Origin of the sequence: Huintestinicola sp., assembly GCF_050874005.1 — a bacterium.
GTDB lineage: Bacteria > Bacillota > Clostridia > Oscillospirales > Ruminococcaceae > Huintestinicola.
Genome location: NZ_JBNMJV010000011.1, coordinates 48871 through 70890, shown reverse-complemented (window position 1 = coordinate 70890; position 22020 = coordinate 48871). Strand labels below are relative to the sequence as shown.

The window sequence follows — 22020 nt, the reverse complement described above, 5'->3', positions numbered from 1 at the left end:
TTTTTGTGGTTATTAACATTATACCATATTGGAGCTTTTATTGTACTATTTTTTTCCATTTTTCAAAAAAATTCTGCTCGTTTTTCCCTTACCTACGTTGTTCCTTTGGATTTGATACTTGCTTTTTGGGGAAACTTAAATTTTGCAGCTTCACGTTTCTCATTTTTTGCGAATTTTTCAAAGCCTGTCTTTTTTATGCCCCGGCTGCATATATATGAAGTATCAGCTGCCCCAAGGGGTAAATTTATAATATGGAGTTGCGTAACATATGAGCAGAGAATATTCAGACGGACGTGACAGCGGCAGAAAAAAAGGCAAGGGCATATTCCTCGCCATAGTTTTCATAATTCTCGGAGGACTTGCCTGGTTCGTTCTTACCGCAAAGGACGAGGCGGAGACAGAGAAGCAGTATACCTTTGAGTGCAATGCGGAGAGGGTTGAGTTTCTGAACAAATGCGGACTTATCGTTGAACCCGATCCCGAAAGCAGGGATATCGAGATACCGGCGGAGTTTAATGACTCGTATAACGAGTACAACGAGCTGCAGAAATCCCAGGGTTTTGACCTTCTCCCCTACTCGGGCAAAAAGGTGACGATGTACAGCTACAAGATACTCAATTACCCCGACTTTCCCGATAATATGACGGTAAATCTCCTTTTCGACGATCATCTTATGATAGGGGCGGACATTACCTATAACGACGCCGAAAACGGCTTCACAAAGCCTCTTATCGGCGAGACAATACAGTCGGGGCTGAGTATGGCTGTTACAGCGAAATGATATGATATATATACCGATATGTTATAAAAATATGAAACGGGGCAGCTGCATAAAACGTGCAGCTGCCCCGTCGGCATAATCAGAATTTAAAAAAAGATGAAGTAAAACTGCTGCCGTATTTTCCTGCGGTGCTGCCCGATGATCTCTTTTCGGGGTGATCGTCACGCACCTGCTGTTTGTGTTCGGCTTTGGTCTTTCCGCTGCTGTCACGCAATGCGGAAAGCTTTTCCGTGATAACAGCTACATTTTCGTCCGAAAAAACCGGCGGCTTTGTTTCGATATCGTGATTTATATTCGTGATAAACATTTCAAGTGCAGATATGCACAGATCGTCTGTATTTTCGGGAACTTTTTTCAGCGTACATTCCGTTCCGAATACTATGTAAGATTTTATACAGGACTCATTAACAGCCAAATACCGTGACAATGCTTTAATATGGTACTTGTTCTGAAGCACAGGATTATAAAACTGATACTTCTTTCCGTTGGCAAAGGTCTGGGTCCAGTAACGGTTGTCTGCACTTCCGAAAATCCAACCGCTGTAATTCTTGCACTCGACAGCATACAGCCCCGTATTATGGACAACAACAATATCAATTTCGGAGGTTTTGCCGTCGTTTAAAGGAACGTATATATTCCTTATGGTTTTTAATTTTCCTGCGGCAGAATATTTAAGGAGCAGATTTACGGCAAACTCGCCCATATCTCCTTTCAGTCCGCATTTGAACTGCCTGTACTGCTCGTCCAGAGTGGAAAATATGTTTGTCAGCTGCATTGCTCTCTCTCCTTATCCGATAATTTTTGACAGCTGTCAGTCCAAAGGATAATTCTGCAGATCGGGCAGCTCGTCCAGAGTAAGCACTCTCTCGTGATTATACGCCTTTGTGAGAAGCTCTATGGTTGTATACTCGTCGTTTATCACAACACCCAGCTTCATAGTAAAGGGATCGCTCCAGGTGCCCCAGAAAAGCCACCTTGCATTGTCGTTCATCACCTTGTCGGGGTCCATAACGCAGCCGTTTTCGGTAAGAGCGATAAGCTTGGTCTTTTCGCCGTAATTCGACGCCATATCCGCAAAGCGTCCGCTCTGAGAGGTGTCAACGTGGTTTCCTGCGTAAATATCCCAGCCGTTTATATCCACCGTCTCATCTCCCGGATACCATTCGGGGTCCTGACCGTTCCATACCCAGATAAGATTTGTAAGGTTATGCTCGTTTGTCATCTTGTCGTACATTACGTTCCAAAGCTTCTTGTAGCTTTCGGCTTCGCAGTCGCCCCACCAGAACCAGCCGCCCGCAGCCTCGTGGAGAGGTCTCCACAGAACAGGAACTCCTGCGTCTCTGAGACGTGCAAGCTGCTCGGACATATTGTCGATATCGTCCATAAGAAGCTGATAACCTTCTTCGTCCTCGCCGTTCATTATCTTGTCCAGATCTATCTTTGAAGCTTCCTTGTAGAAAGAGCTGTACCAGGGGTGGTCGCCGCTGTTTACCGCATATCCCTCGGGGGAAGTCCAATGCCAGCAAAGCTGAACTATTCCTCCTGCGTTCTTGTACCAGTCATAGGCATATTCCACAGACCTTGAGTCGGTGCCGTGAGCCTTGCTGCCAAGGCTGTAGTTGCCCATATCAAGACCCAGCACAGCAAAGGATTTTCCTGTCTTTGCGGTTATCTTTTCAAATTCGGAGGACTCTCTTCCCTTTTCGGCATACTGACCTGCAAGTGAATACTTTCCGTAAACATCGCAGAGGAATTTGTAAAGCCTCTGCACATTTTCATCTGCATTCGGATTTGAAAGAGGAGCGGTGACTTTGTATGTATCCTCGGTTATGGGCTTTGACGCAGCCGAAATTATCACGCAGTCAATGTCGATATATCCCCAGCTGGGGGTGATAGAGATATCGTGGGTGCCTGCTTCAAGGTAAATGTTGTTAAGGGGAGTGTCGCCGAAAAACTCGGTGGAATTTGTGGTGATATCTCCCACCTTCATTCCGTCAACGAGAACGTTGTTCACCCTGCCTGCGGAACCCATTGTCTGAAAATTAAGGTCGTAAAATCCGCTGTAGGGGATTTCTGCGGTCATTTTCACCTCGTCGCCCTCTTGGTTGACACCGTTTACAAATCCTCCTCCCGAAGCCTCGGGAAGGTCGTGACTTGCGGCAGAACCTGTTAATGCTCCGCTTTCCGCCTCAACCGTCAGCGTAAAGTCGGCAGGCACCTCCGAGGGAGTGAGAGGATAGTCGGACAGGTCCAGGTTTTCGTTATATTCTGTCCTTACCTCACCGAAAATAGCGTTAATGACCTCTCCTGTATTTTCCATATTAACGTCGCCTTCTTTGCTTTCGTCAGTCAGGGCTTCGTTTGAAACAGCTTCCGAGCCGTTTTCTGCGCCGCTCTGTGCGTTTTTATCACCGCAGGCGGAAAACACCAAAGCGGTCATTGCAAGGGCGCATATCCCTGCGGCTATCTTTCTTATCTTACGGGACATTATTTCATTTCCTTTCATAATATATTTTTCCGTTTATCATAGTCATAAGCACATCTGTCTGTATCTCAAAGGGGTCGCCGCTCAGAAGTATAAGATCTGCGTCCTTGCCCACTGAAATTGAGCCTGTCCTGTCTCCGAAACCGCCAAGCTCTGCGGCGGTAACGGTTATGGCTCTGAGAGCCTCTTCCTTCGGCAGACCATACTTATGACAGTATGCCGCACCTGCCGTAAGGAAATTTATAGGATTTTCGGGGTGGTCGGTGCATATTGCGACCTTTACGCCTGCCTTGTAAAGCTTTGCTGCATTTTCGAGAGAAGCGTTTGCCAGCTCGGGCTTTCCCCTGTCGCAGATTATAGGCCCTACTACAGCCATTGCACCCTTTTCGCCTAAAATATCCGCAATAAGATGTCCCTCTGTGCAATGGACAAGCAGCGGGTCAAGCCCGAACTCATCGCATATCCTCAGAGCAGTCATAATATCGTCCGCCCTGTGACAGTGAAAATGAGCTTTAAGCTCACCTCTTAGCAGTGGCAGCAGTGCTTCGCATTTGATGTCGTAATCGGGTCTGTCCTCAGGCTCCTCCGCCCGTTCAAGCAGCTCTCCGTAGCGTTTAGCCTTTTCGAGAGCCTCTCGTATAAGAGCGGCGGTCGCCATTCTGGTCTGAGGGGCTTCGTCCCGTTCAGTATAGTAGGACTTGGGGTTTTCACCCAGAGCAAATTTTATTCCCGAGCGCATAATTACAGCCTCGTCAAGACAGCGTGCGGCGGTTTTCAGAGCCAGCATATCGCCGCCTATGGGATTAAGGGAGCCTACCCCCGTCACCACCGAGGTAACGCCTGCCTTTACAGCGTCGGCAAAGTATCCGTCACGGAAATTTATCCCGTCAACAGAGCGCAGCTGCGGCATAACAGGGTCGCTGCCCTCGTTTACGTCAATGCCCTCTTCCCCTGCGCCGTCGCCGATAAAGCCCATATGGGTGTGGATATCAATAAATCCGGGCATAAGGACAGTTCCGTCAGCGTCAATATCCTCCTCGGATATTTTTTCGGGACTGCCGCAGGAAATTTCGGCTATCTTCCCTTTTTCCACTCTTACAAAGCCATAGGGAATACGGGAATTATCCCTCTCCATAGTGATTATCTCTGCATTATAGATATACATAAAGCCGGATATCCTCTCTTATCAGCCCAGACCGCATTCGTCGTAGTCCTTCCAGCGCTCGTTGTAGTTATAGTTGCTTACCATTCTGTATGCAATGTAGCCTGCGGAAACAAGAAAGAGGAAAAGGGCAGCCACAATGGGCACAGCGGTGCGTATCATATCCCTTGTATCGGGGGTGTTTCTTGTATCGTGGCGGTGCATTTCGTTTTTCATAATATCGTTCCTTTCATCGCTCAGACTTATCTATCGGGATCTTTTCTTTAGTTAATTACTCCATAATAATAGTATATCTGAGACCGGCTTAAAATCTTAACAATACTATTATATACTTTTCAGACAGATTTTTCAAGTGCGGCAAAAGGTTTCAAACGTTTAAAATCTGCATTTACATCGTTATCGGTATATTTTTGGCTATATGCACAATAAGACGCACAAATATGTGTTCATTATCACAATACAATCTTGATGAAATATAACTTTACCGCCAATAAATATAGATATACAATTTCAAATGTCTACAATGAAGGTTATACTTTTTGTAAAAAAGTCCCCTTTTCAAAGTAAAAAAAGCAATTTTGTCTAATTGACCAAAAATTACAGCACATTTATTCCAATCTACTGAAATCCGCCCCCGAAATCGCACTTTTTATGAATGCAATCAACAATTTATAGTCATCTTGCACAAAATCGGCTCAAAATTTTTCTTTGACACAAAAAAGAAATTACGGTATAATTACAAGTACATTCCGATTTGTAACCGTTTTGAAACCTTTTGAAATAATTTGGGGGTAATGCGGAAGCGGATATCGGAAGTATGGTTAAACTTTCCGTATTATTCGGCAAGTATAAAGGTGGTAATACAAGAAACGACGGCGGACACATATATAAAAAGTAAGCCGTCAGGGAGAATTTTATTATGATGAACAAGATCAGACAGATTTTTTCCGGAAAGCTCAGACTTTCGGGAATAAGAGGCTGTATGGCAGCAGGAGCAATGACCGCAGGAATTGCGGCGCTTGCAGTCATCGGCGGAGTAAATTCAGAGGATATATCCACAGTAAACCTTGAAACGGACGTTATCCCCGAGGAAACAGCCCTTGAGGCAGTTACCGAAAAGGCAGAAAAGAAAACCTATTCTCACGATATGGAGTATTTCTCCTTTGAGGATATTAAAAAAATGACCTCCAAGGACGAGGAGGACGTTTCCGAAGCAGAGGAAATAAACGAAGCGGCAGTATCCGCTGCCGGCGCAGTTAACGAAACAGCCGCAGAGGAGACCTCCGAGGAGGAAACCGCAGACAATGATACTGCTGAGAACGTTGTTTCCGAAGAGCCTGAGACAGCTTCCGAAGGAGATACAGCCGAAGAAGATGAAATGATCTCCACGGAAGAAACTGTTCTTTCCGAGGAAACCGGCCCCGAGAACGATGAAGCCGCTTCTGTCGAAGACGTTTCCGATGAAGCCGAAGAAATTTCCGATAGCACCGATAATGATGCCCGGCAGTCCGAAGAAGAGCAGGAGATCACCGAAAGCGTTCTCGCACGTTTCTCTGCCGCAGGCGGGGACGAGGACGACGGCGGACTTTCCTCCGCACTTGACCTTGAAACAGAGGACAGCACCGAGACTGATGAAGCTGACGATCTCATAACAGTATACAGCGCACCCGAGAAGGCAGCTTCAAGAGCAGCAGCCGGATACAGCGCCTCATATAAAAATTCCAAGAACGAGAATGATACCGAGACCGAGGATACTTCCTCAGACGAGGATATGAACGATATCCCCGAGGATATCACCCTCGACGATGAAGATGAAGCCGAAGAAAGCACTCCTGCTCCCCGGGAAGGCGCAATATCCCTCCTCGAGCTTCCCGAATGGCTGGAATTTGACGAAAACGGAATACCCACCGAGTATTCCGCCGTACTTACGGGCAACGCTTGTGCATATACCGCCGCTCCCGACGCTCTTATGTCCACAGGAAAGGCAGTATTCCAGGGCTATGTTGCAGTTGACCCCGACATTATTCCCTACGGCACAGAGCTTTACATAGTTGCCGAGGACGGAGAGGTTTACGGTTATGCCATCGCCGCAGACACAGGTTCATCTGTCCGCAAGGGACACATCATCGTCGATCTCTTTATGAACGAGTATGACGACTGCATTCAGTGGGGCAACAAGCCTGTTTACGTTTACGTTCTGAAATAATTACAAGCAAATGCAAAAGCTTCTCTGCAACATCAGCAGAGAAGCTTTTTTATGTTATTTATTTTCCGAAGCAGGCTTTTCCTCTGTCCTGTCCCTTCTGAGCCTATATACCGTCAGCCCGGCAATTATCCCCAGAGCCGCACCGCATATCACGTCGGTGGGGAAATGAACGCAGAAATAAAGCCTTGAAAATGCAATAAGTATTGCTGTGGGAATTGCAAAGGCAGCCGCCTTCCTGCTGTACTTTGCCAGAATGGAAGCCGATACGAAGGACGAGAAGGAATGACCCGAGGGGAAGGAATAGCCCGACGGCGGCAATATGGAAAGAATGATGCCGGGGTCGGCTATGAACGGCCTGTCCCTTGCGATAAGGGGCTTCAGTATCAGATTTCCTGCCGCAAGGCATACCACAAGCCCTATTGCCATAGTGACCCCCAGCCTGCGGTACTTTTTTGAAATAAGCAGACCAATGGTGATCGCTATCCATATGATGCCCCAGTTTCCCGCATAGGTAAACAGCTTCATCACAACGTCCATAGCATTGCAGCTCAGATGCTCCCTGATAAAGGCAAGTATGGTAAAATCTATCTCATAAACTGCGTCAAGCATTTTTATAAAATCCCTCTGATGTAAGCGGCAAGCTCCTCTGCCATTTCCTTATGCTCCTGATAACGAGGGTGTCCCGGAGTAGCGGCGCCGTTTCGCTTGAAGAGCATATGATAGGCGGGTATGCCTTCGGTTTTCAGCTCGCATACTGCCTCGTCGATAGCCTTGTCCCACTCGGGGTCGTGCATAAGCAGAGTGGTAAGGAAGATATATTTGGTATTATTGCCGTAATGAGCGTGGATATTCCTTACAATGTCCTTATAGCCCTCTTTCCACTTTGTACGTGTCTTAGTGTCGTAAATGTCAATATCGTCCTTGTCGGTAATTCCGTTGTGCTTGTCGTTCTGACCCAGGGCAAATACCGCAATATCGGGATCATACCTTGAAAAATCCCACTCTGTCAGCTCGCCGCCCTCGGGAAAATAGCACAGCTTGTCATAGACCGACTCCATACCGATCATCTTAGGAGCGTGGAAATATCCCGTATCGTCAAAGACCGCAATGCCGCCCTGGGAAACGTTCTGTATCTGCGCCCCAAGCAGCCTTGCGGTCTGCCAGGTGTAGCTCAGATATGAGTTGTCATATGCGCTGTCGTGGGAAGCAGGGTCGGAGCGTCCCACAAAATCATAAGCCTCCGTCACCTCACCTGCTGAAACGCTGTCACCGTAAAATTCCAGCTTTAATGCAGGCTTTTCGGGAGGAAGGGTAAATTCTCCGTCGCAGGAGAAGCCTTTAAGCGAAAAGCTCAGATTTGCCGCCTGCCTTTTGTAGAGGATAAGAGTATGCTCCTTGTCAGGCTCAAGGGAATTTGCCAGCTGATAGGTCATATCTTTTCCGTTGTTGTCCCTGCTCAAAGGCACCTGACCCATACGTCCGTCTATCACATAGCCCAGAGCAACAGTACCCCAGACGATATTTGCATTTACACTTGCATATATCTCCGTCCCCTTAAAGCGCACCTCCGCCGAGGACGAGGGAAAATAGAAATATGCCCCATCTTCCTTCATATCAATTCTGCCGTAATAATTTATTTTCTCACTTTTATGGCAAAGTTCCATAGCGTTTTCCTCCTGTACGGATCTAATATTACACAAATTATATCACAGTTCGATTTTTATTTCAACCCGTTCAAGCAAATTTAAAAAAAACAAAAAAATAATATTTTATATTGGTCATAGGTATTGATATAATGAAATTTCAAAATAAGGTATAATTATAATAAGGTAATATACTAAAGCAAATAACAGGCGCAAGGAGGCGGTCAGATGAAGAAACGTATACAGGTAAATCATCTGGGATATATGACGGGAATGCCTAAAAACGCCGTATGCAGAGTAACGGCAGGCGTGTTCTATCTTGTTGAAGCCGCCACGGGAATAAGCGTATATGCAGGCCGTCTTACCTGTCCCTATTTCGACCGTGAGTCGGGAGATACGGTAAAGCTTGCGGATTTTTCCGATTTCAATACCTGCGGTTCATATTTTATCCGTGCAGGCTACAGGCGTTCGGACGTTTTCGAGATAACCGGCGAGCCTTATAAAAATATACGAAAAACGGTACTTGACGGCATATTTGCCAGCCGCTGCGGCTTTGACCTTTCGGGAGAGACCGCACGCTGCGGCAATTATACCCACCGTGAATGTCACACCGAGCCTGTTACAAAGCACGGCTCCTTTGCAGACGCATCCGGGGGCTGGCATACAGGCGGCGGATATGCAAAAAACGTCCGCAGCACCTGCCTTGCAGCAGCGGATATGTTATATGCTCTGAAGCTTTTCGGAGAAAGCTTTTCGGACGAGGAAAAAAAGCTTATTTCTGACGAGTGCAGATGGGGACTTGAGTGGCTCCTTAAAATGCAGGACAGAGACGGAGGCGTTTACGGCGGAATATCCGTCTGCGGAACGGATATAGCTTCCCCCGAGGAGGATAACGGCGCCTACTTTTTTACGGAGCAAAGCTGTTCTGCGGCTCTTGTTTTCACAGCGGCGGCGGCTCTTGGAGCGGAGTTTTTTTCCGAAACGGACAAAGCATTTTCCAAAAAGCTCCGTAAGGCGGCAGAGCTCAGCTGGATAGCCGCTCTCAGAACGGAGGAATACGAAAACTACTGCCGCAGGCTTGGCAGCGCCTCGGAAAACGGCGACGGACTTAACGCCATCGAAAGCGAATTTATGTGGGCAATGTGTGAGATGTACGCCCTTACGGGAGAAAGCAGCTTCGAGCAGATGATAATGGAAAAATATATCCTGTCCTCGTTTTACGGCTTCGGATATTCCACCTGCGGCGGATTTGCGGCGCTGTCCTACCTGATGAACAGCCGCACCCGTGACCGCTCCGCAGAAGCGTTTATCAGGAAGCGTCTCACCGACAGAGCAGACAGAATGACAATAGCCGTAAACTCCAGCGGCTACCGCACCGCCAGAAGCGCAGGCGGCGGATATACATACGGCAGCAATTTTGCGGTGCTTTCCGACTGTATGGACTTCATCACCGCCTATCTCATAAGCGGCGAGCAGGAATATCTTTCGGGAGCGATCGACCAGTTCGGCTATATATTCGGCAAAAATCCAATGGGCTTATCCTATGTCACAGGTATAGGAAACGACTGCTGTCAGATGCCCTGCCACCTTATGAGCGCCTTGATGGAAAATGACCCGCCCCTCCCGGGAATGGTGGTCAGCGGTGCAAATGTTGAACGCAGCGACGAATATTCCAAGTGGCACATCGAAAAGGGCACTCCCGGAGCGAAATGCTATGCCGACAATAGCTGCAGCCTTTCCACAAACGAACCTTCCATACATTTCTCAGCTCCTCTAATTTTCATTTCCGCCTTTTTTGACAAGGTGGGAAGGAGCGCATTGACAGGAAGATAAATTTATCCCCGTATTCCCTTCGGAGTACGGGGACTTTTGTTCAGTTTATGCAGAAAAAGTATAGAGCGTCATCGCAAAGAATAACTCCACGGTTTCCTCTGAATGAGGAAAGTCCGTCTGTTATCTCTCTTCCGCCGTAAGTAAATACTGCATTTTCGGACTGACCGTTAAATCGGAGAAGCCTGAACCTGCCGCCCGTATCTGCGATCATCCCCCGACGGTGGGGAAGAACAGCGAAATTATATACTGCCCCGTCATATCTCAGGCTTTCGCCTCCTGTAGAGAAAAAGCCGTTATCGGGATATGCATAGTACCATATATCGCCGTTTTCGTCAATGTTAAGAGCCGTGACGTCCCAATGAGAGAAACGCTCAATTTTTTCACAGCACCCCTGCTCGTCAAAAATACTTACGGGCGCAGGGCTGAAACAATTTTCTTCTATTTCTCCCAGACATATCCTGCCGTCCGCCGTTATGATAGACTTGTCGAAATAGCTTATGCCGAAGCTTATCCTGCCCTGTTCTTTTAAGCGTTCATCAAGAATTATCCCTATAGCATTTTTATCGTCTCTGCCTATAAGCAGGAGACGATCTCCCATGGGGTGTATGCCCGAGAGCCTGTCTCTGTATTCCCCAAGCGCAAGAAGCTCCGAGGTCACATCTGTGCCGTACCAATCGGGAATGAGACGAACAGCAGCATAGCTGTAAAGCAGGGAACGGTCGTGCTTCGTCCTGTGGCTGTCCTCTTGAAGGAATATATAAATATTCCCGTCAGCGCCTACGGTCCGACTGTAGGAATAATAGCCCTCAAGACCGTATTTTTCAATAAGGGACGACAGCTTTATACAGCCTGCGGCTTCTGTTTTCATATAATCACCTCTATCAGTCAGAGCCTAATTTCGCATATATGTAAGTGTCCTTCCAGATAGGTTTCCCCATCTCATCTGTCCAAAAATAAACATTCTTCTTGAGATGCGCCTCCCTGTCAAATCCCAGCGCCTCAAGCAATCCCCATGAGCTTGTATTTTCGGGGTCGCATTCGGCAAATATCCTGTGTATCCCGTCATTGAAAGCACGCTTTATGATAGCCTCACAGCCCTCCTTAGTATAACCCATTCCCCAGTATTTCCGATTAAAAACATATCCTATCTCAAGGGCATAAAAATCTCTTTTTCCGAGATAAATGTTGCCGATCATTTTGTGCTCGCTTTTAAGCTCCACAGCGATCATCTCGTCTGTCCCGATACGCCATTTAAGATTATCCTTTGTTTCCTCAAGGCTCATTGCCTTGTACGGCTCAAACCTTACCACCTCATCATCGGATAAATATTCATAAAGGTCATTCAGGTCATCGGCAGTATACCTGCGAAGAATAAGCCTTTCCGTTTCAAGTATCATAATAATTCTCCCTTCAGATAAGTCTCAGCGTCCTGTCTCGATCTAAAAACCACAATATTTTTATCCTTGTATTTTTCAAGCAGCCCATAAATTTCGGGCAGCTGTTTTTTTGGAAAATCCACTATCCATTGCCTGAACTCCTCATCAAATTCCGTTTCTGTCCAAGGCATATCCTCCCTTTTAGTGCCGACCCTTGCCTTAGCACCCGACAAACAAACCTCAACAGGAAGATCAAAAAGAAAAACGGTGTCGCATTTTCTCAGCCGAACCTCAAGCGTCCTCTGATAATTCCCGTCAATTATCCACCTGTCTGTGGATAAGATCTCATTGAGCCTTTTGTCAAATTCCTCTTTGGAAATATTAGTCCTATCGGGCTTGTGCCATATCATATCAAGATAATAAAGGGGCAGACCCGTCATATCCTTGAGCCGCCTTGCAAATGTGCTTTTCCCCGACCCGGGGCTGCCTATAACAATGACCCTGCTAAGCATATCCCCACCTCCTTAGATCTGCATAATGACCTCCGACCGAAAATACTTTTCCTGAAAATCCACCATCTCCATAATTTCCTCTCTGCTGAAAGAAAACTCATCGGGACATACCACCCATTTTTCCTCTGCATCATCATCTCTGTGAATGACCGCAATGACCCTGCCCGTAAATTTCTCAACGGGAACATTCACCCCTAAAATGTAAGCGTCCTGCTCCTCTCCGTCGGGAGCAATTATCCCCTCGATATAGCCATAGTTCACAGGATAATACATATCCTTGTGCTCCGGGTGACAGCTCCCCAGCGGTCTGTCAACAGTTACAGTAACAATATCTCCGATCAAAGGTAGTCACCTCCAAAATGCCTTTTACAAATTTCCCTCCGCAACAATAACAGAAGTGTATTTCATCGCCTCCCTCAGCCACTTAACAAACCTCAAAAGGAAAGCTTTTTCGTTATCGGGAACAGTTCCCATATCCCCTTCTATTTCACAGATTATTTTAAGCCAGTCCTCCCCGCCTATCCGGTTGTCCGAACACACATCAAAAAAAGACAGCACATTCCCGTTGATCGGGTCTTTAACGGGATATACCTTGCTAAAATAACGAAGCAGCAGCTCATAGTCCTGTTTAAATATCCTTAACGGCGAAGCATAGCAGTGCCACTCCTCCCACAGCGGCTCCCTATCAGGTTTATCGGAAATTTTAAGCGGCTCAAAGTCCAATAAGATTTTTTCGCTCTTGGGTGCATACAGCCTCAGCACCGTAAATTTCTGCTTTTCATATTCGCTTGGTTCCAGCCAGACCATTTTTATGACTATTCCTTTCGTAAGAGTTTTACAGCTATACCAATTTGTAATTTCCATCATTTACATTATAGCACATTTGCTCCATTTTTGTCAATGCCTTTTTGAAACAAATTTTCTGTTTCTGCCATTTTTGTAAATTCCCACAAAAACAAAAATCCCCGATAATGCAGTTTATACAACACCCTGCATTATCGGGGATAACTTATTTACATTTCCTGTAAATCAAATCCATAAACCAAAAGTCAGATGACCTCTTTGAGCACCAGATAAGCCACCGTAGCAAGAGAATGAGCCTCCACAAAATCCCTGTCAATGATGTAGCTGCCGTTTTCCAGCATCTTCTTTATCTCGGAAACTCTCTCAAAGCCCTCAAGCGCCTTCTGCTTGTCGGGTATAACAAAGTATGATTTCTGCATTATGTGTCTTATCTCGGTCCTTATGCCGTGAGGAATGGGAACAGCATTCTCGGGCTCCGAAAAAGCGTATTCCTCGCACTCTGCCTCGGGAGCGAACTTGCCGCTGATGTCAAGTGCTGCCCTGTGACCGAAAACAAGCGCCTCAAGAAGTGAGTTTGAAGCAAGGCGGTTGTTGCCGTGAACACCTGTGTGAGAACATTCGCCTACAGCGTACAGACCGCTTATGTCCGTCTGAGCGGAGGTGTTCACATTGATACCGCCCATAAGGTAGTGCTGACAGGGGTAAATGGGTATCAGGTCCTCGCCCATATCAATGCCCTGAGTTTTGAGAAAATCATATATCATCGGGAATCTGCCGCTCAGATATTCCTTGCCCTTGTAGCGTATGTCGAGATAGAACTCATCGCTGCCCGTTTTTCTGCTCTCAAGGATTATGGAGCGTGAAACCACATCTCTCGGAGCAAGCTCTAAGCGGTCATCATAATTGTGCATAAACCGCTCTTTGCTGCAGTTCAGCAGATATGCTCCCTCGCCACGAACAGACTCGGAAATAAGGAAACACTCTCTTGACTCCTTGTTGTTGTAAGCGGTGGGGTGGAACTGGATAAGAGAGAGATTGCGTATCTCCGCACCCATCTCATAAGCCATAGCAATGCCGTCTCCTGTAGCAATGGCGGAGTTTGTGGTGTAGTCGTATACCCTGCCTATGCCGCCCGTAGCCATTACCGCAAACTGTGCCGTAACGGTGGTATGTACTCCGTCTCTCAGGATATCGGCAGCAAAGCCTCCGCCTATCTTCTTCATACGGCAGAGCAGAGCGTTGTCAAGAACAGTAACATTCGGCTTTTTAAGGACCGCCTCACGCACCTTTGCTGTGACCTCCGCTCCCGTGGAGTCCTTGTGGTGGAAAATACGTCTGCGGCTGTGACCGCCCTCGAGAGTCCTGTCCAGCTCGCCGTTCTCGTCCCTGTCGAAGTCCACGCCGATGTCGAGAATGTGCTGTATCTCTCCTGCCGCCTCGGTAACAAGCACCTTTACGGAGTCGGGGTTGTTCTTAAAGCCGCCTGCGATAAGAGTATCATTGGTGTGGAGAGTGGTGGTATCATCGTCTACAGGCTTGTAAACGGCAGCAACTCCTCCCTGCGCCAGAGCGGAATTGCACAGGTCAAGCTCTCTTTTGCTGATGACCAATATATTCATACTTTCCGGCAGGCACAGAGCGGTGTAAAGACCGCCCACCCCTGTGCCTGCGATAATGACATCATAATGATTATCCATAAAAAAATCTTCCTTCTGCGGATATTCTCTGCTGTCTGCAGAGACCACAAATTTATATTTAAGGAAATTATACCACATTTTTCCCTATTTTTCAATTGCAAATTACACGTATATTTCCCTGTGCCGAGCCTTTGAAATATGCATTTTGCTGAATTATTTCCCGAATATTTGTCAATTATAACAGAGGAATGACTTGCGTGTACTCTGAAATTATCGTATACATATCGTCCGAAAGGGGAAATAATTATGAAAAACTTTGAAGAACGTCTCCATTTTGAGGAAGAGAGCCGTCTTATCGCCTCCGCTTCGGGAAATATAACTCCCTATGACGCCATAGCCGCAGGAGCCGCCTGTGCCATTGCTGCGGCTGAAAGGGGCGGCGGCACGGTACTTGCTGCTCACGGCTCGGGAACGGGCGCAGACGCACTTTCCTACGCATTTGCTTCGGGAGCGGCGGCGGCAGGAGCAAGGTGCATATTCGCAGGAGACTGCTGCGCTCCTGCAGCGGCATATGCGGCAAGGGTGCTTGGCTGTGCCGCAGGCTGTCACGTCCGCACCGAGATAACCGCTTCATTAGGACTTTTTGCCGGAGACGGACTGCCCCTTTACCGCAGCTTTGAGGAATCGGTGGAACGGGAGCTTCGGGGAGCAAGAGAACTTCCCTACAGCCATTTCGGAGACATACACATATTCACCGGTGCGGAGGATATCTATGCAGCAGGGATAGGCACACTTCTTCGCTCTGAGCTTACCCGTGTGTATGCGGACGTTTACAGCTCCTCGCCCTCGGTGATGAGAGTGTGCGAACGTATCCTTGAGGGAAAGGGCAGCAAAAACGGGGAGCGCATCGCCTTCCGCATAAGCGCCGACGGCAAGCGGATATCCGCATATTCCGAAGAAACGGGGTATGTTTTCAGAGACAAGCTTATTATGCTCTGCTGCCGCAGGCTATTTGAGCAGGGACGTGATGCGGCAGTCTGCGGCAAGGCTCCGAGAGCCTTGGAAAAGCTGGCAGGGCTTTACGGCAGGAAAATACTAAGCTGCGGCGGAGCGGTTTGCATTAACGAGAAAAATCCGTCGAAAAGGTGTCTTGCCGCAAGGAAAGCCGCTTCGGAACAGCTTTTCACAAGCGACAGTATTGCCCTTATGGTCACCGTCCTCGATATCCTTGGGTCGGAGGAGAAAACTCTGGGAGAGGCTTTAGAGGGACTTCCCGAGTATGCGGACATCAGCCGATATATTCCCGTTGACCGCCCCTCGGAGCTGCTCAAAAGGCTGTGCGTTCCCGGAATGGAGGAGAGCGGCGTTATAGGCGACGGGGAGAACGGCAGGGTCACTATCCGTCCCGTCCGCACGGGCAAGGGAGTTATGCTCTGTGTGGAAAGCTACGCCGCAGAGACCGCCGCAGAGCTTTGCGATTTTTATGCAGGCATAATCGGCAGCGAGGGAAGAGCCTGAGTATAATAAGCCGTTTCCGATATTGTCGGGAGCGGCTTTGTTTTTTCGGTGTGTTAAGCAATGATAATAAAAAAAGAAGCAGCCGTATAAACGGCGTGCCTCCTATAAAGCGATCATATCTCTGACTTGATGTTAGAAACCGACTGCTCAAGGTTGGAGCTTGGACGGTCAGTCTTTTTTATTTAGCGTTATCACCTCACTTTTTTCAAAAAAACACTTGCATTTTCCGAAGACATACTGTATAATATAAGAAGCAATTATTTTGCGCTGTACAAAAACACGCTGACCGGGATACAGTAAGGATCCTGCGCTTTTGGCATACACAGAGAAAAGGGATCGTCTGATCTTGCAGACGGCTGGAAATCCCTTTGTGCCGCTTGATCCCGAAATTCGCCCGTGAGTGGCTGCCTTGAATATCGTGTCCTTTGGCGGAAAACGGTTATTAGGGGCAGACGGATGACCACGTTAAGGTCGGGGGGATGTCTGTCCTTAGCCTTTGTACGAGCTGAATTTATGCTCCGTAAAGTCGGGAATAGATATTTCTCCTGTGCCTGAATGGTTTTGTTTCGGGTGCAGGCTTTTTTATTTTCATACAGAAAGGATAGAAACCAATGAAAGAACAGCTTGAAAAGATACTCCAGACGGCAAAACAGGAGCTGTCGGAGTGTCACGACCTGAAAATTATGGAGGATCTGAGAGTTAAGTTTCTCGGCAAAAAGGGCGAGCTTACGGCTATCCTCAAGCAGATGGGCGGTCTGTCCGCAGAGGAAAGACCCGTTATCGGTCAGCTTGCCAACAAGGTCCGCTCGGAGATAGAGGAAAAGCTTGCCGAAAAGGCTGAGGCTCTTAAAAGCGAGGCTGCCGCTAAGAAGATGGCAGAGGAAACTATTGACGTTACCCTTCCCGGAAAGGCTCCCCGTCCCGGACGTCTCCACCCTCTTACCGCTACTCTTGAGGAGGTAAAGGAAATATTCCTGGGTATGGGCTTTGATATCGTGGACGGTCCCGAGGTGGAGACCGACCATTACTGCTTCGAGGCTCTTAATATGCCTAAGCACCACCCTGCAAGAGACACTCAGGACACCTTCTACATCAACGAGAACGTTGTCCTCAGAACTCAGACCTCAAGCGTTCAGATACGCACTATGGAGCAGAGAAAGCCTCCTATCAGAATTATTTCCCCCGGTCGTGTTTACCGTTCCGATGCGGTTGACGCTACTCATTCTCCCCTTTTCCATCAGATCGAGGGACTTGTTATTGACAAGGGCGTTACTCTGGGCGACCTGTACGGCACACTTGACCTGCTTATGAAAAAGCTTTACGGCAAGGACGCTAAAATTCGTCTCCGTCCTCATCATTTCCCCTATACAGAGCCTTCTGCAGAGGTTGACCTTGTATGCTTCAACTGCGGCGGCAAGGGCTGCTCTATGTGCAAGGGCGAGGGATATGTGGAGCTTCTCGGCTCGGGTATGGTCCACCCCGAAGTCCTCAGAGGCTGCGGCATTGACCCCGAGGTCTACAGCGGCTTTGCTTTCGGTATCGGTCTTGAGCGTATCACTATGGGCAGATATCACATCAATGATATGAGACTGCTTTATGAGAATGATATGAGATTCTTAGGTCAGTTCTGATAAAATGGAAAGCACTGACAAAAACAACCTGCTTGACCGCTATAAAAAGCACTTCAGACGCAAGCAGTTTTTGTGGAACACATTGAGCATCACCTACACCCTTTTTCTTATCCCGCTTATAAAATTCCTTGACGGAACGGATTACAGCACTTTGTGGAAAATAATTTCCATTGCAATGGGAATTGCCCTGTTTTCGATGAATATCATTCAGAGCAGGTCAATGAAAAGGCAGATTGATGCGATCTCGGAAAATACGGCGGAAAGGATTTCCGCAGAGCTTGAAAGCTGCGAGCAGTTCAGAGTTTTCGCATTTACCTCGGATTATCTCTTCTCAAAGGAGGGGCTTATCATTCCTTACTATGAGATAGAGGAGGTCATCACAAACACCTATGTCGGCTCGCCTTCCGCCACCAACATCGTTTTTAAAACAAGAAGCTTCGGAAAGCTCCGCATACCTGTGGGACTCGGATATATGAACGAAGGCTTCTATGATCTGCTTTCCCGGAAATGCCCCAATGCGGATATTTTATTCCGTGTGAATTATCAGAAAGCGGATATGGAGGAGTATTTTAACACATTACGGGCGGAAAGCATTACTGTTATCAGAAAAAAATAAGGAGGAAAATAATAAATGGATCTTTCAGTCAGATGGCTCTCCGATTATGTTGATATCGGAGATATGAGCATAAAGGAGCTTTGCTCGGGACTTACCATGAGCGGCTCCAAGGTTGAAAAATATGAAACAGAGGGCAGCGAAATTTCCCGTGTTGTTGTGGGAAAAATTCTCGATGTAAAGCCCCACGAAAATTCCGACCACCTTGTTGTGTGTCAGGTGGACGTTGGCGAGAGTGAGCCTGTTCAGATAGTTACAGGCGCACCCAACATCAGAGAGGAAAATATCGGTGACTTAGTTCCCGCCGCTCTTGACGGTTCTACGCTTCCTAATGGTGTGAAGATAAAGAAGGGCAAGCTGAGAGGTGTGGCTTCTAACGGTATGCTCTGTTCCTTAGGCGAGCTGGGTCTTACCACTCACGATTTCCCCTATGCAATCGCAGACGGAATTTTTATCCTCAAAAGCGAGGACGGCAGAGAGCTTACCCCCGGTATGGATATCCGTGAGGCAATTGACCTGAACGATACATCTATCGAATTTGAGATAACCTCAAACCGTCCCGACTGCCTTTCCGTTCTTGGTCTGGCACGAGAGACTGCTGCAACCTTTGACAAGCCCCTTAACATCAAGGAGCCTTCCTTCAAGGGCATTGACGGTGATATAAACGATATGCTCAAGGTGCAGATAAAGAACGAGAAGCTTTGCTCACGCTACTGTGCAGGCGTTGTTAAGAACGTTAAAATTGCGCCCTCTCCTTTGTGGCTGAGAGAAAGACTTCGTGCAAGCGGCGTTCGTCCCATCAACAATTTTGTTGATATCACAAACTATGTAATGCTTGAGTACGGTCACCCTATGCACGCCTTTGATATCCGCTACATCAAGGGCAATTCCATTGAGATAAGAAACGCCGCAGAGGGTGAAAAGATAACCACTCTTGACGGCGTTGAGAGAACTCTTTCCGAGAAAATGCTTGTAATTGCCGACGCTGAGAAGCCCGTTGCCGTTGCAGGCGTTATGGGCGGCGAGTACAGCGGCATTATGGACGATACGGTGGACGTTGTTTTCGAGGCTGCCTGCTTTGACGGCGCAAGCGTCCGCACCACCGCAAAGGCTTTGGGAATGAGAACCGATGCCTCCGCACGCTTTGAAAAGGGTCTTGACCCCAGAATGTGTATGCCTGCGCTGCTTCGTGCATTCGAGCTTGTTGAGGAGCTGGGCTGCGGCGAGGTTGTCCGCACGATAATTGACTGCGACACTCACGCAGACACTCAGAAAACTGCTCCCTTTGACCCCGTATGGATAAACAATTTCCTTGGCACCGACATTCCCGAAGAGGATATGATAAAGTATCTTGAAAAGCTTGATATCAAGGTCAATGATGGCATTGCATATGCTCCTCCTTACAGAATTGACATTGAGTACAAAAACGACCTTGCGGAGGAAATTGCCCGTCTTTACGGCTACAACAACATTCCTCAGACTATCATCAGAGGCGTTGCAAGCGGCGAGCTTACTCCCGAGCAGAAGTTCAGCAGAAAGGTCATGAACGCTGCCTGCGCTCTGGGAGCAAACGAGATAACCACATTCTCCTTTATCTCCCCCAAATATTTTGACAAGATACGTCTCCCCGAGGACAGCCCTCTCAGAAAGACCGTTGTTATCACAAATCCTCTGGGCGAGGACACTTCTGTTATGAGAACTACTATGCTCCCCTCTATGTGCGAGGTGCTGGCGAGAAACTACAACAGCAGAAATGCCGAGGCTGTGCTTTTTGAAATGGGCAATGAGTACCTTCCCAAGGGCGGCGAGCTTCCCGAGGAGCCTGCGAGAATTGCTTTCGGTATGTACGGCGAGAATTACGATTTTTACAGCTTAAAGGGAATTATCGAACAGCTGCTTGATATCGTGGGTGCGGCTGATGTTTCCTATGAACCCTGCAAGGGTGTTTCCGAGAATTTCGGTGAGGCACCCGCATTCCACCCCGGAAGATGTGCGGAGGTTTTTGCAGGCGGAAAGGCTATTGGCATTTTCGGCGAACTTCACCCCGAGACTCTTGAAAATTACGGCATCGGCGTTAAGGCATATGCGGCTAAAATCAACCTCCCCGAGCTTATGGCTGCTGCGGCTCCCAAGACCTACAAGCCCCTGCCCAAGTTCCCTGCTACAACAAGAGACCTGGCGGTGGTATGCGATGATGATATACCCGTTGCTCACCTTGAAAAGGCTATTACCGAGGGCGTGGGCAAGATACTTGAGAGCGTCAAGCTTTTCGATGTTTACAAGGGCAAGCAGATAGCTGACGGAAAGAAATCCGTTGCATTCAGCATCGTAATGCGCTCCCACGAGGGCACTCTTACCGACGAGCAGGCTGACGGCGCTGTTAAGAAGGCGCTCAAGAAGCTTTCCGAGCTGGGTGCGGAGATAAGAGCGTAACTGTTGGATAAGTTATAAAAAATGTCTCTCATCGTTTTTAGCGGTGAGAGACTTTTTTATACGTAAACTATTTGATATGACCCGAAAAACAGGTGATAATGCTTTTAAAGAAATTTCAGCTTATTTGTATCGTTACCGAGCCGATAACCTGCCGCCCGAATAAACTATAGAACGAGAGGCTGCAGGCTCAGCCTGCCGTTACCGAGCCGACAGTCTGCCGCCCGAACAAATTACAGAACGAGAGGCTGCAGGCTCAGCCTGCCGTTACCGAGCCGACAGTCTGCCGCCCGAATAAATTACAGAACGAGAGGCTGCAGGCTCAGCCTGCCGTTACCGAGCCGACAGTCTGCCGCCCGAATAAATTACAGAACGTCTCGCTGCGGATCTTCACCCGCCTGCTTTGCGGCGGTAAGGGTATTTTTCATAAGCATTGCAATGGTCATAGGACCTACGCCGCCGGGAACGGGGGTTATGTAGCCCGCCTTATCCTTGCAGGCTTCAAAATCAACGTCTCCGCAGAGCTTGCCCTCTTCGTTGCGGTTCATACCTACGTCAATGACTACAGCGCCTTCCTTCACCATATCGGGAGTTACGAATTTTGCTTTGCCTACAGCGGCAACAAGGATATCAGCAGCGGCGCATATTTCCTTGAGATTCTTGGTCTTTGAGTGGGTGATTGTGACTGTGCCGTTTTTATGGAGCAGGAGCATTGCCATAGGCTTGCCCACGATATTGCTTCTGCCGATAACTACGCAGTTTTTGCCGCACACATCTACTCCTGTGTCTGCGATAAGCTCCATTACGCCTGCGGGGGTGCAGGGGAGGAAGGAATAATCGCCTATCATTATATGTCCCACATTTTCGGGGTGGAATGCGTCAACGTCCTTTTCGGGACGGATAGCGTTGATAACGGCGGTCTCGTTTATCTGCTTGGGGAGAGGAAGCTGGACGAGTATGCCGTTCACCCTGCTGTCGTTATTGAGCTTGTCGACCAGTTCAAGAAGCTCTGCTTCGGTGGTCTCTTCGGGGAGAGCGTACTCGAATGACTCAAAGCCTACCTCGGCGCAGGCCTTCTTCTTATTGTTGACATACACTCTTGAAGCGGGGTTATCGCCCACGATAACTACTGCCAGACCTATGGATATGCCCTTTGCTTTAAGCTCCTCGGCTTCGGCTCTTACCTGAGCCTTTACCTTTGCGGATACTGCCTTGCCGTCGATAAGATTTGCCATTGTTTTTTCCTCCATTATATTATTTTGTTTTTTCTGTTCGCAATAAAACTGGCTTTTAGGTTAGAAAACAGAACGCTATAAGCAATGCGCCTTGGGGGCGCATTGTGTTAAGGGCAAAGCCCTTAACAATCCCGGAGGGGAATTGGTCTTGTTC

The 22020-nt window shown here is 47.9% G+C and carries 20 protein-coding genes; 7 read left to right on the top strand and 13 right to left on the bottom strand.

Annotation, left to right across the window (positions count from 1 at the left end):
- The first annotated feature begins 268 nt into the window (after positions 1-268).
- Positions 269-781, top strand: coding sequence for a DUF4830 domain-containing protein (locus ACR0QN_RS05745; protein ID WP_432650242.1), 513 nt, complete (start codon positions 269-271; stop codon positions 779-781).
- A 79-nt stretch (positions 782-860) separates the two neighbouring features.
- Here the strand turns inward: ACR0QN_RS05745 and ACR0QN_RS05740 are convergent, their stop codons facing one another.
- Genes ACR0QN_RS05740 through ACR0QN_RS05725 form a run of 4 tightly spaced genes read right to left on the bottom strand, consistent with a single transcriptional unit; the run spans position 861 to position 4644 of the window.
- Positions 861-1556 carry a nuclease-related domain-containing protein gene (locus ACR0QN_RS05740; RefSeq protein ID WP_432650241.1) on the bottom strand — a complete coding sequence of 232 codons (696 nt, stop codon included), beginning with the start codon at positions 1554-1556 and terminating at the stop codon, positions 861-863.
- 36 nt (positions 1557-1592) lie between these two features.
- A complete protein-coding gene (locus tag ACR0QN_RS05735) occupies positions 1593-3287 on the bottom strand; it encodes a glycosyl hydrolase (RefSeq protein ID WP_432650240.1) in 1695 nt (564 codons plus the stop codon).
- Positions 3274-4431 carry an amidohydrolase gene (locus ACR0QN_RS05730; RefSeq protein WP_432650239.1) on the bottom strand — a complete coding sequence of 386 codons (1158 nt, stop codon included), beginning with the start codon at positions 4429-4431 and terminating at the stop codon, positions 3274-3276. Before ACR0QN_RS05730 ends, ACR0QN_RS05735 begins: the two co-directional genes overlap by 14 nt.
- Positions 4432-4452: 21 nt before the next feature.
- On the bottom strand, positions 4453-4644 hold the full coding sequence (locus ACR0QN_RS05725; RefSeq protein ID WP_432650238.1) for a hypothetical protein: 192 nt from the start codon (positions 4642-4644) through the stop codon (positions 4453-4455).
- A 703-nt stretch (positions 4645-5347) separates the two neighbouring features.
- On the opposite strand from ACR0QN_RS05725, the gene ACR0QN_RS05720 reads away from it, so the two are divergent.
- Positions 5348-6634: a 3D domain-containing protein gene (locus ACR0QN_RS05720; protein ID WP_432650237.1), complete on the top strand. Its 1287-nt coding sequence runs from the start codon at positions 5348-5350 to the stop codon at positions 6632-6634.
- A 54-nt stretch (positions 6635-6688) separates the two neighbouring features.
- Here ACR0QN_RS05720 and ACR0QN_RS05715 read toward each other — a convergent pair whose 3' ends face one another.
- Together ACR0QN_RS05715 and ACR0QN_RS05710 are read right to left on the bottom strand one after the other, a co-directional pair.
- Complete coding sequence (locus tag ACR0QN_RS05715) at positions 6689-7243, bottom strand: phosphatase PAP2 family protein (RefSeq protein ID WP_432650236.1); 555 nt, start codon at positions 7241-7243, stop codon at positions 6689-6691.
- A 2-nt stretch (positions 7244-7245) separates the two neighbouring features.
- The gene (locus tag ACR0QN_RS05710; RefSeq protein WP_432650235.1) at positions 7246-8298 is read right to left on the bottom strand and encodes an electron transporter RnfD; all 1053 of its coding nucleotides are present in this window, start codon (positions 8296-8298) and stop codon (positions 7246-7248) included.
- 207 nt (positions 8299-8505) lie between these two features.
- Between ACR0QN_RS05710 and ACR0QN_RS05705 the strand changes: the two genes are divergently transcribed.
- The gene (locus ACR0QN_RS05705) at positions 8506-10110 is read left to right on the top strand and encodes a glycoside hydrolase family 9 protein (protein ID WP_432650234.1); all 1605 of its coding nucleotides are present in this window, start codon (positions 8506-8508) and stop codon (positions 10108-10110) included.
- A gap of 40 nt (positions 10111-10150) precedes the next feature.
- Here ACR0QN_RS05705 and ACR0QN_RS05700 read toward each other — a convergent pair whose 3' ends face one another.
- From ACR0QN_RS05700 to ACR0QN_RS05675, 6 genes are all read right to left on the bottom strand, one after another.
- The gene (locus ACR0QN_RS05700) at positions 10151-10978 is read right to left on the bottom strand and encodes a hypothetical protein (protein WP_432650233.1); all 828 of its coding nucleotides are present in this window, start codon (positions 10976-10978) and stop codon (positions 10151-10153) included.
- A gap of 13 nt (positions 10979-10991) precedes the next feature.
- Positions 10992-11507 (bottom strand): GNAT family N-acetyltransferase, encoded by a 516-nt coding sequence (locus tag ACR0QN_RS05695; protein WP_432650232.1) that lies wholly within the window; start codon positions 11505-11507, stop codon positions 10992-10994.
- Positions 11504-11998, bottom strand: coding sequence for an adenylate kinase (locus ACR0QN_RS05690; protein WP_432650231.1), 495 nt, complete (start codon positions 11996-11998; stop codon positions 11504-11506). Before ACR0QN_RS05690 ends, ACR0QN_RS05695 begins: the two co-directional genes overlap by 4 nt.
- Before the next feature lie 12 nt (positions 11999-12010).
- Positions 12011-12340 (bottom strand): inorganic diphosphatase, encoded by a 330-nt coding sequence (locus tag ACR0QN_RS05685; protein WP_432650230.1) that lies wholly within the window; start codon positions 12338-12340, stop codon positions 12011-12013.
- Positions 12341-12364: 24 nt separating this feature from the next.
- Positions 12365-12805, bottom strand: a complete 441-nt coding sequence (locus tag ACR0QN_RS05680) for a BdrN protein (RefSeq protein WP_432650229.1) — start codon at positions 12803-12805, stop codon at positions 12365-12367.
- A gap of 242 nt (positions 12806-13047) precedes the next feature.
- Positions 13048-14499 carry an L-aspartate oxidase gene (locus tag ACR0QN_RS05675; RefSeq protein WP_432650228.1) on the bottom strand — a complete coding sequence of 484 codons (1452 nt, stop codon included), beginning with the start codon at positions 14497-14499 and terminating at the stop codon, positions 13048-13050.
- Between the two features lie 246 nt (positions 14500-14745).
- On the opposite strand from ACR0QN_RS05675, the gene ACR0QN_RS05670 reads away from it, so the two are divergent.
- From ACR0QN_RS05670 to pheT, 4 genes are all read left to right on the top strand, one after another.
- Positions 14746-15957 carry a hypothetical protein gene (locus tag ACR0QN_RS05670; protein ID WP_432650227.1) on the top strand — a complete coding sequence of 404 codons (1212 nt, stop codon included), beginning with the start codon at positions 14746-14748 and terminating at the stop codon, positions 15955-15957.
- Positions 15958-16568: 611 nt separating this feature from the next.
- Entirely contained in the window at positions 16569-17588 is a 1020-nt protein-coding gene (pheS, locus tag ACR0QN_RS05665) for a phenylalanine--tRNA ligase subunit alpha (protein WP_432650226.1), read from the top strand.
- Positions 17589-17592: 4 nt separating this feature from the next.
- Positions 17593-18204 carry a hypothetical protein gene (locus ACR0QN_RS05660; protein WP_432650225.1) on the top strand — a complete coding sequence of 204 codons (612 nt, stop codon included), beginning with the start codon at positions 17593-17595 and terminating at the stop codon, positions 18202-18204.
- A gap of 15 nt (positions 18205-18219) precedes the next feature.
- Positions 18220-20634 (top strand): phenylalanine--tRNA ligase subunit beta, encoded by a 2415-nt coding sequence (pheT, locus tag ACR0QN_RS05655; protein ID WP_432650224.1) that lies wholly within the window; start codon positions 18220-18222, stop codon positions 20632-20634.
- Between the two features lie 362 nt (positions 20635-20996).
- On the opposite strand, the gene folD is transcribed toward pheT, so the two are convergent.
- Positions 20997-21866 (bottom strand): bifunctional methylenetetrahydrofolate dehydrogenase/methenyltetrahydrofolate cyclohydrolase FolD, encoded by an 870-nt coding sequence (gene folD / locus ACR0QN_RS05650; protein ID WP_432650223.1) that lies wholly within the window; start codon positions 21864-21866, stop codon positions 20997-20999.
- Positions 21867-22020 lie beyond the last annotated feature (154 nt).

What these genes read in the sequence shown, in the direction of transcription:
- ACR0QN_RS05745 (WP_432650242.1), top strand. Translation starts at nt 269, where the DNA reads ATGAGCAGAGAATATTCAGACGGACGTGACAGCGGCAGAAAAAAAGGC.
- ACR0QN_RS05740 (WP_432650241.1), bottom strand. Translation starts at nt 1,556, where the DNA reads ATGCAGCTGACAAACATATTTTCCACTCTGGACGAGCAGTACAGGCAG.
- ACR0QN_RS05735 (WP_432650240.1), bottom strand. Translation starts at nt 3,287, where the DNA reads ATGAAAGGAAATGAAATAATGTCCCGTAAGATAAGAAAGATAGCCGCA.
- ACR0QN_RS05730 (WP_432650239.1), bottom strand. Translation starts at nt 4,431, where the DNA reads ATGTATATCTATAATGCAGAGATAATCACTATGGAGAGGGATAATTCC.
- ACR0QN_RS05725 (WP_432650238.1), bottom strand. Translation starts at nt 4,644, where the DNA reads ATGAAAAACGAAATGCACCGCCACGATACAAGAAACACCCCCGATACA.
- ACR0QN_RS05720 (WP_432650237.1), top strand. Translation starts at nt 5,348, where the DNA reads ATGATGAACAAGATCAGACAGATTTTTTCCGGAAAGCTCAGACTTTCG.
- ACR0QN_RS05715 (WP_432650236.1), bottom strand. Translation starts at nt 7,243, where the DNA reads ATGCTTGACGCAGTTTATGAGATAGATTTTACCATACTTGCCTTTATC.
- ACR0QN_RS05710 (WP_432650235.1), bottom strand. Translation starts at nt 8,298, where the DNA reads ATGGAACTTTGCCATAAAAGTGAGAAAATAAATTATTACGGCAGAATT.
- ACR0QN_RS05705 (WP_432650234.1), top strand. Translation starts at nt 8,506, where the DNA reads ATGAAGAAACGTATACAGGTAAATCATCTGGGATATATGACGGGAATG.
- ACR0QN_RS05700 (WP_432650233.1), bottom strand. Translation starts at nt 10,978, where the DNA reads ATGAAAACAGAAGCCGCAGGCTGTATAAAGCTGTCGTCCCTTATTGAA.
- ACR0QN_RS05695 (WP_432650232.1), bottom strand. Translation starts at nt 11,507, where the DNA reads ATGATACTTGAAACGGAAAGGCTTATTCTTCGCAGGTATACTGCCGAT.
- ACR0QN_RS05690 (WP_432650231.1), bottom strand. Translation starts at nt 11,998, where the DNA reads ATGCTTAGCAGGGTCATTGTTATAGGCAGCCCCGGGTCGGGGAAAAGC.
- ACR0QN_RS05680 (WP_432650229.1), bottom strand. Translation starts at nt 12,805, where the DNA reads ATGGTCTGGCTGGAACCAAGCGAATATGAAAAGCAGAAATTTACGGTG.
- ACR0QN_RS05675 (WP_432650228.1), bottom strand. Translation starts at nt 14,499, where the DNA reads ATGGATAATCATTATGATGTCATTATCGCAGGCACAGGGGTGGGCGGT.
- ACR0QN_RS05670 (WP_432650227.1), top strand. Translation starts at nt 14,746, where the DNA reads ATGAAAAACTTTGAAGAACGTCTCCATTTTGAGGAAGAGAGCCGTCTT.
- pheS (WP_432650226.1), top strand. Translation starts at nt 16,569, where the DNA reads ATGAAAGAACAGCTTGAAAAGATACTCCAGACGGCAAAACAGGAGCTG.
- ACR0QN_RS05660 (WP_432650225.1), top strand. Translation starts at nt 17,593, where the DNA reads ATGGAAAGCACTGACAAAAACAACCTGCTTGACCGCTATAAAAAGCAC.
- pheT (WP_432650224.1), top strand. Translation starts at nt 18,220, where the DNA reads ATGGATCTTTCAGTCAGATGGCTCTCCGATTATGTTGATATCGGAGAT.
- folD (WP_432650223.1), bottom strand. Translation starts at nt 21,866, where the DNA reads ATGGCAAATCTTATCGACGGCAAGGCAGTATCCGCAAAGGTAAAGGCT.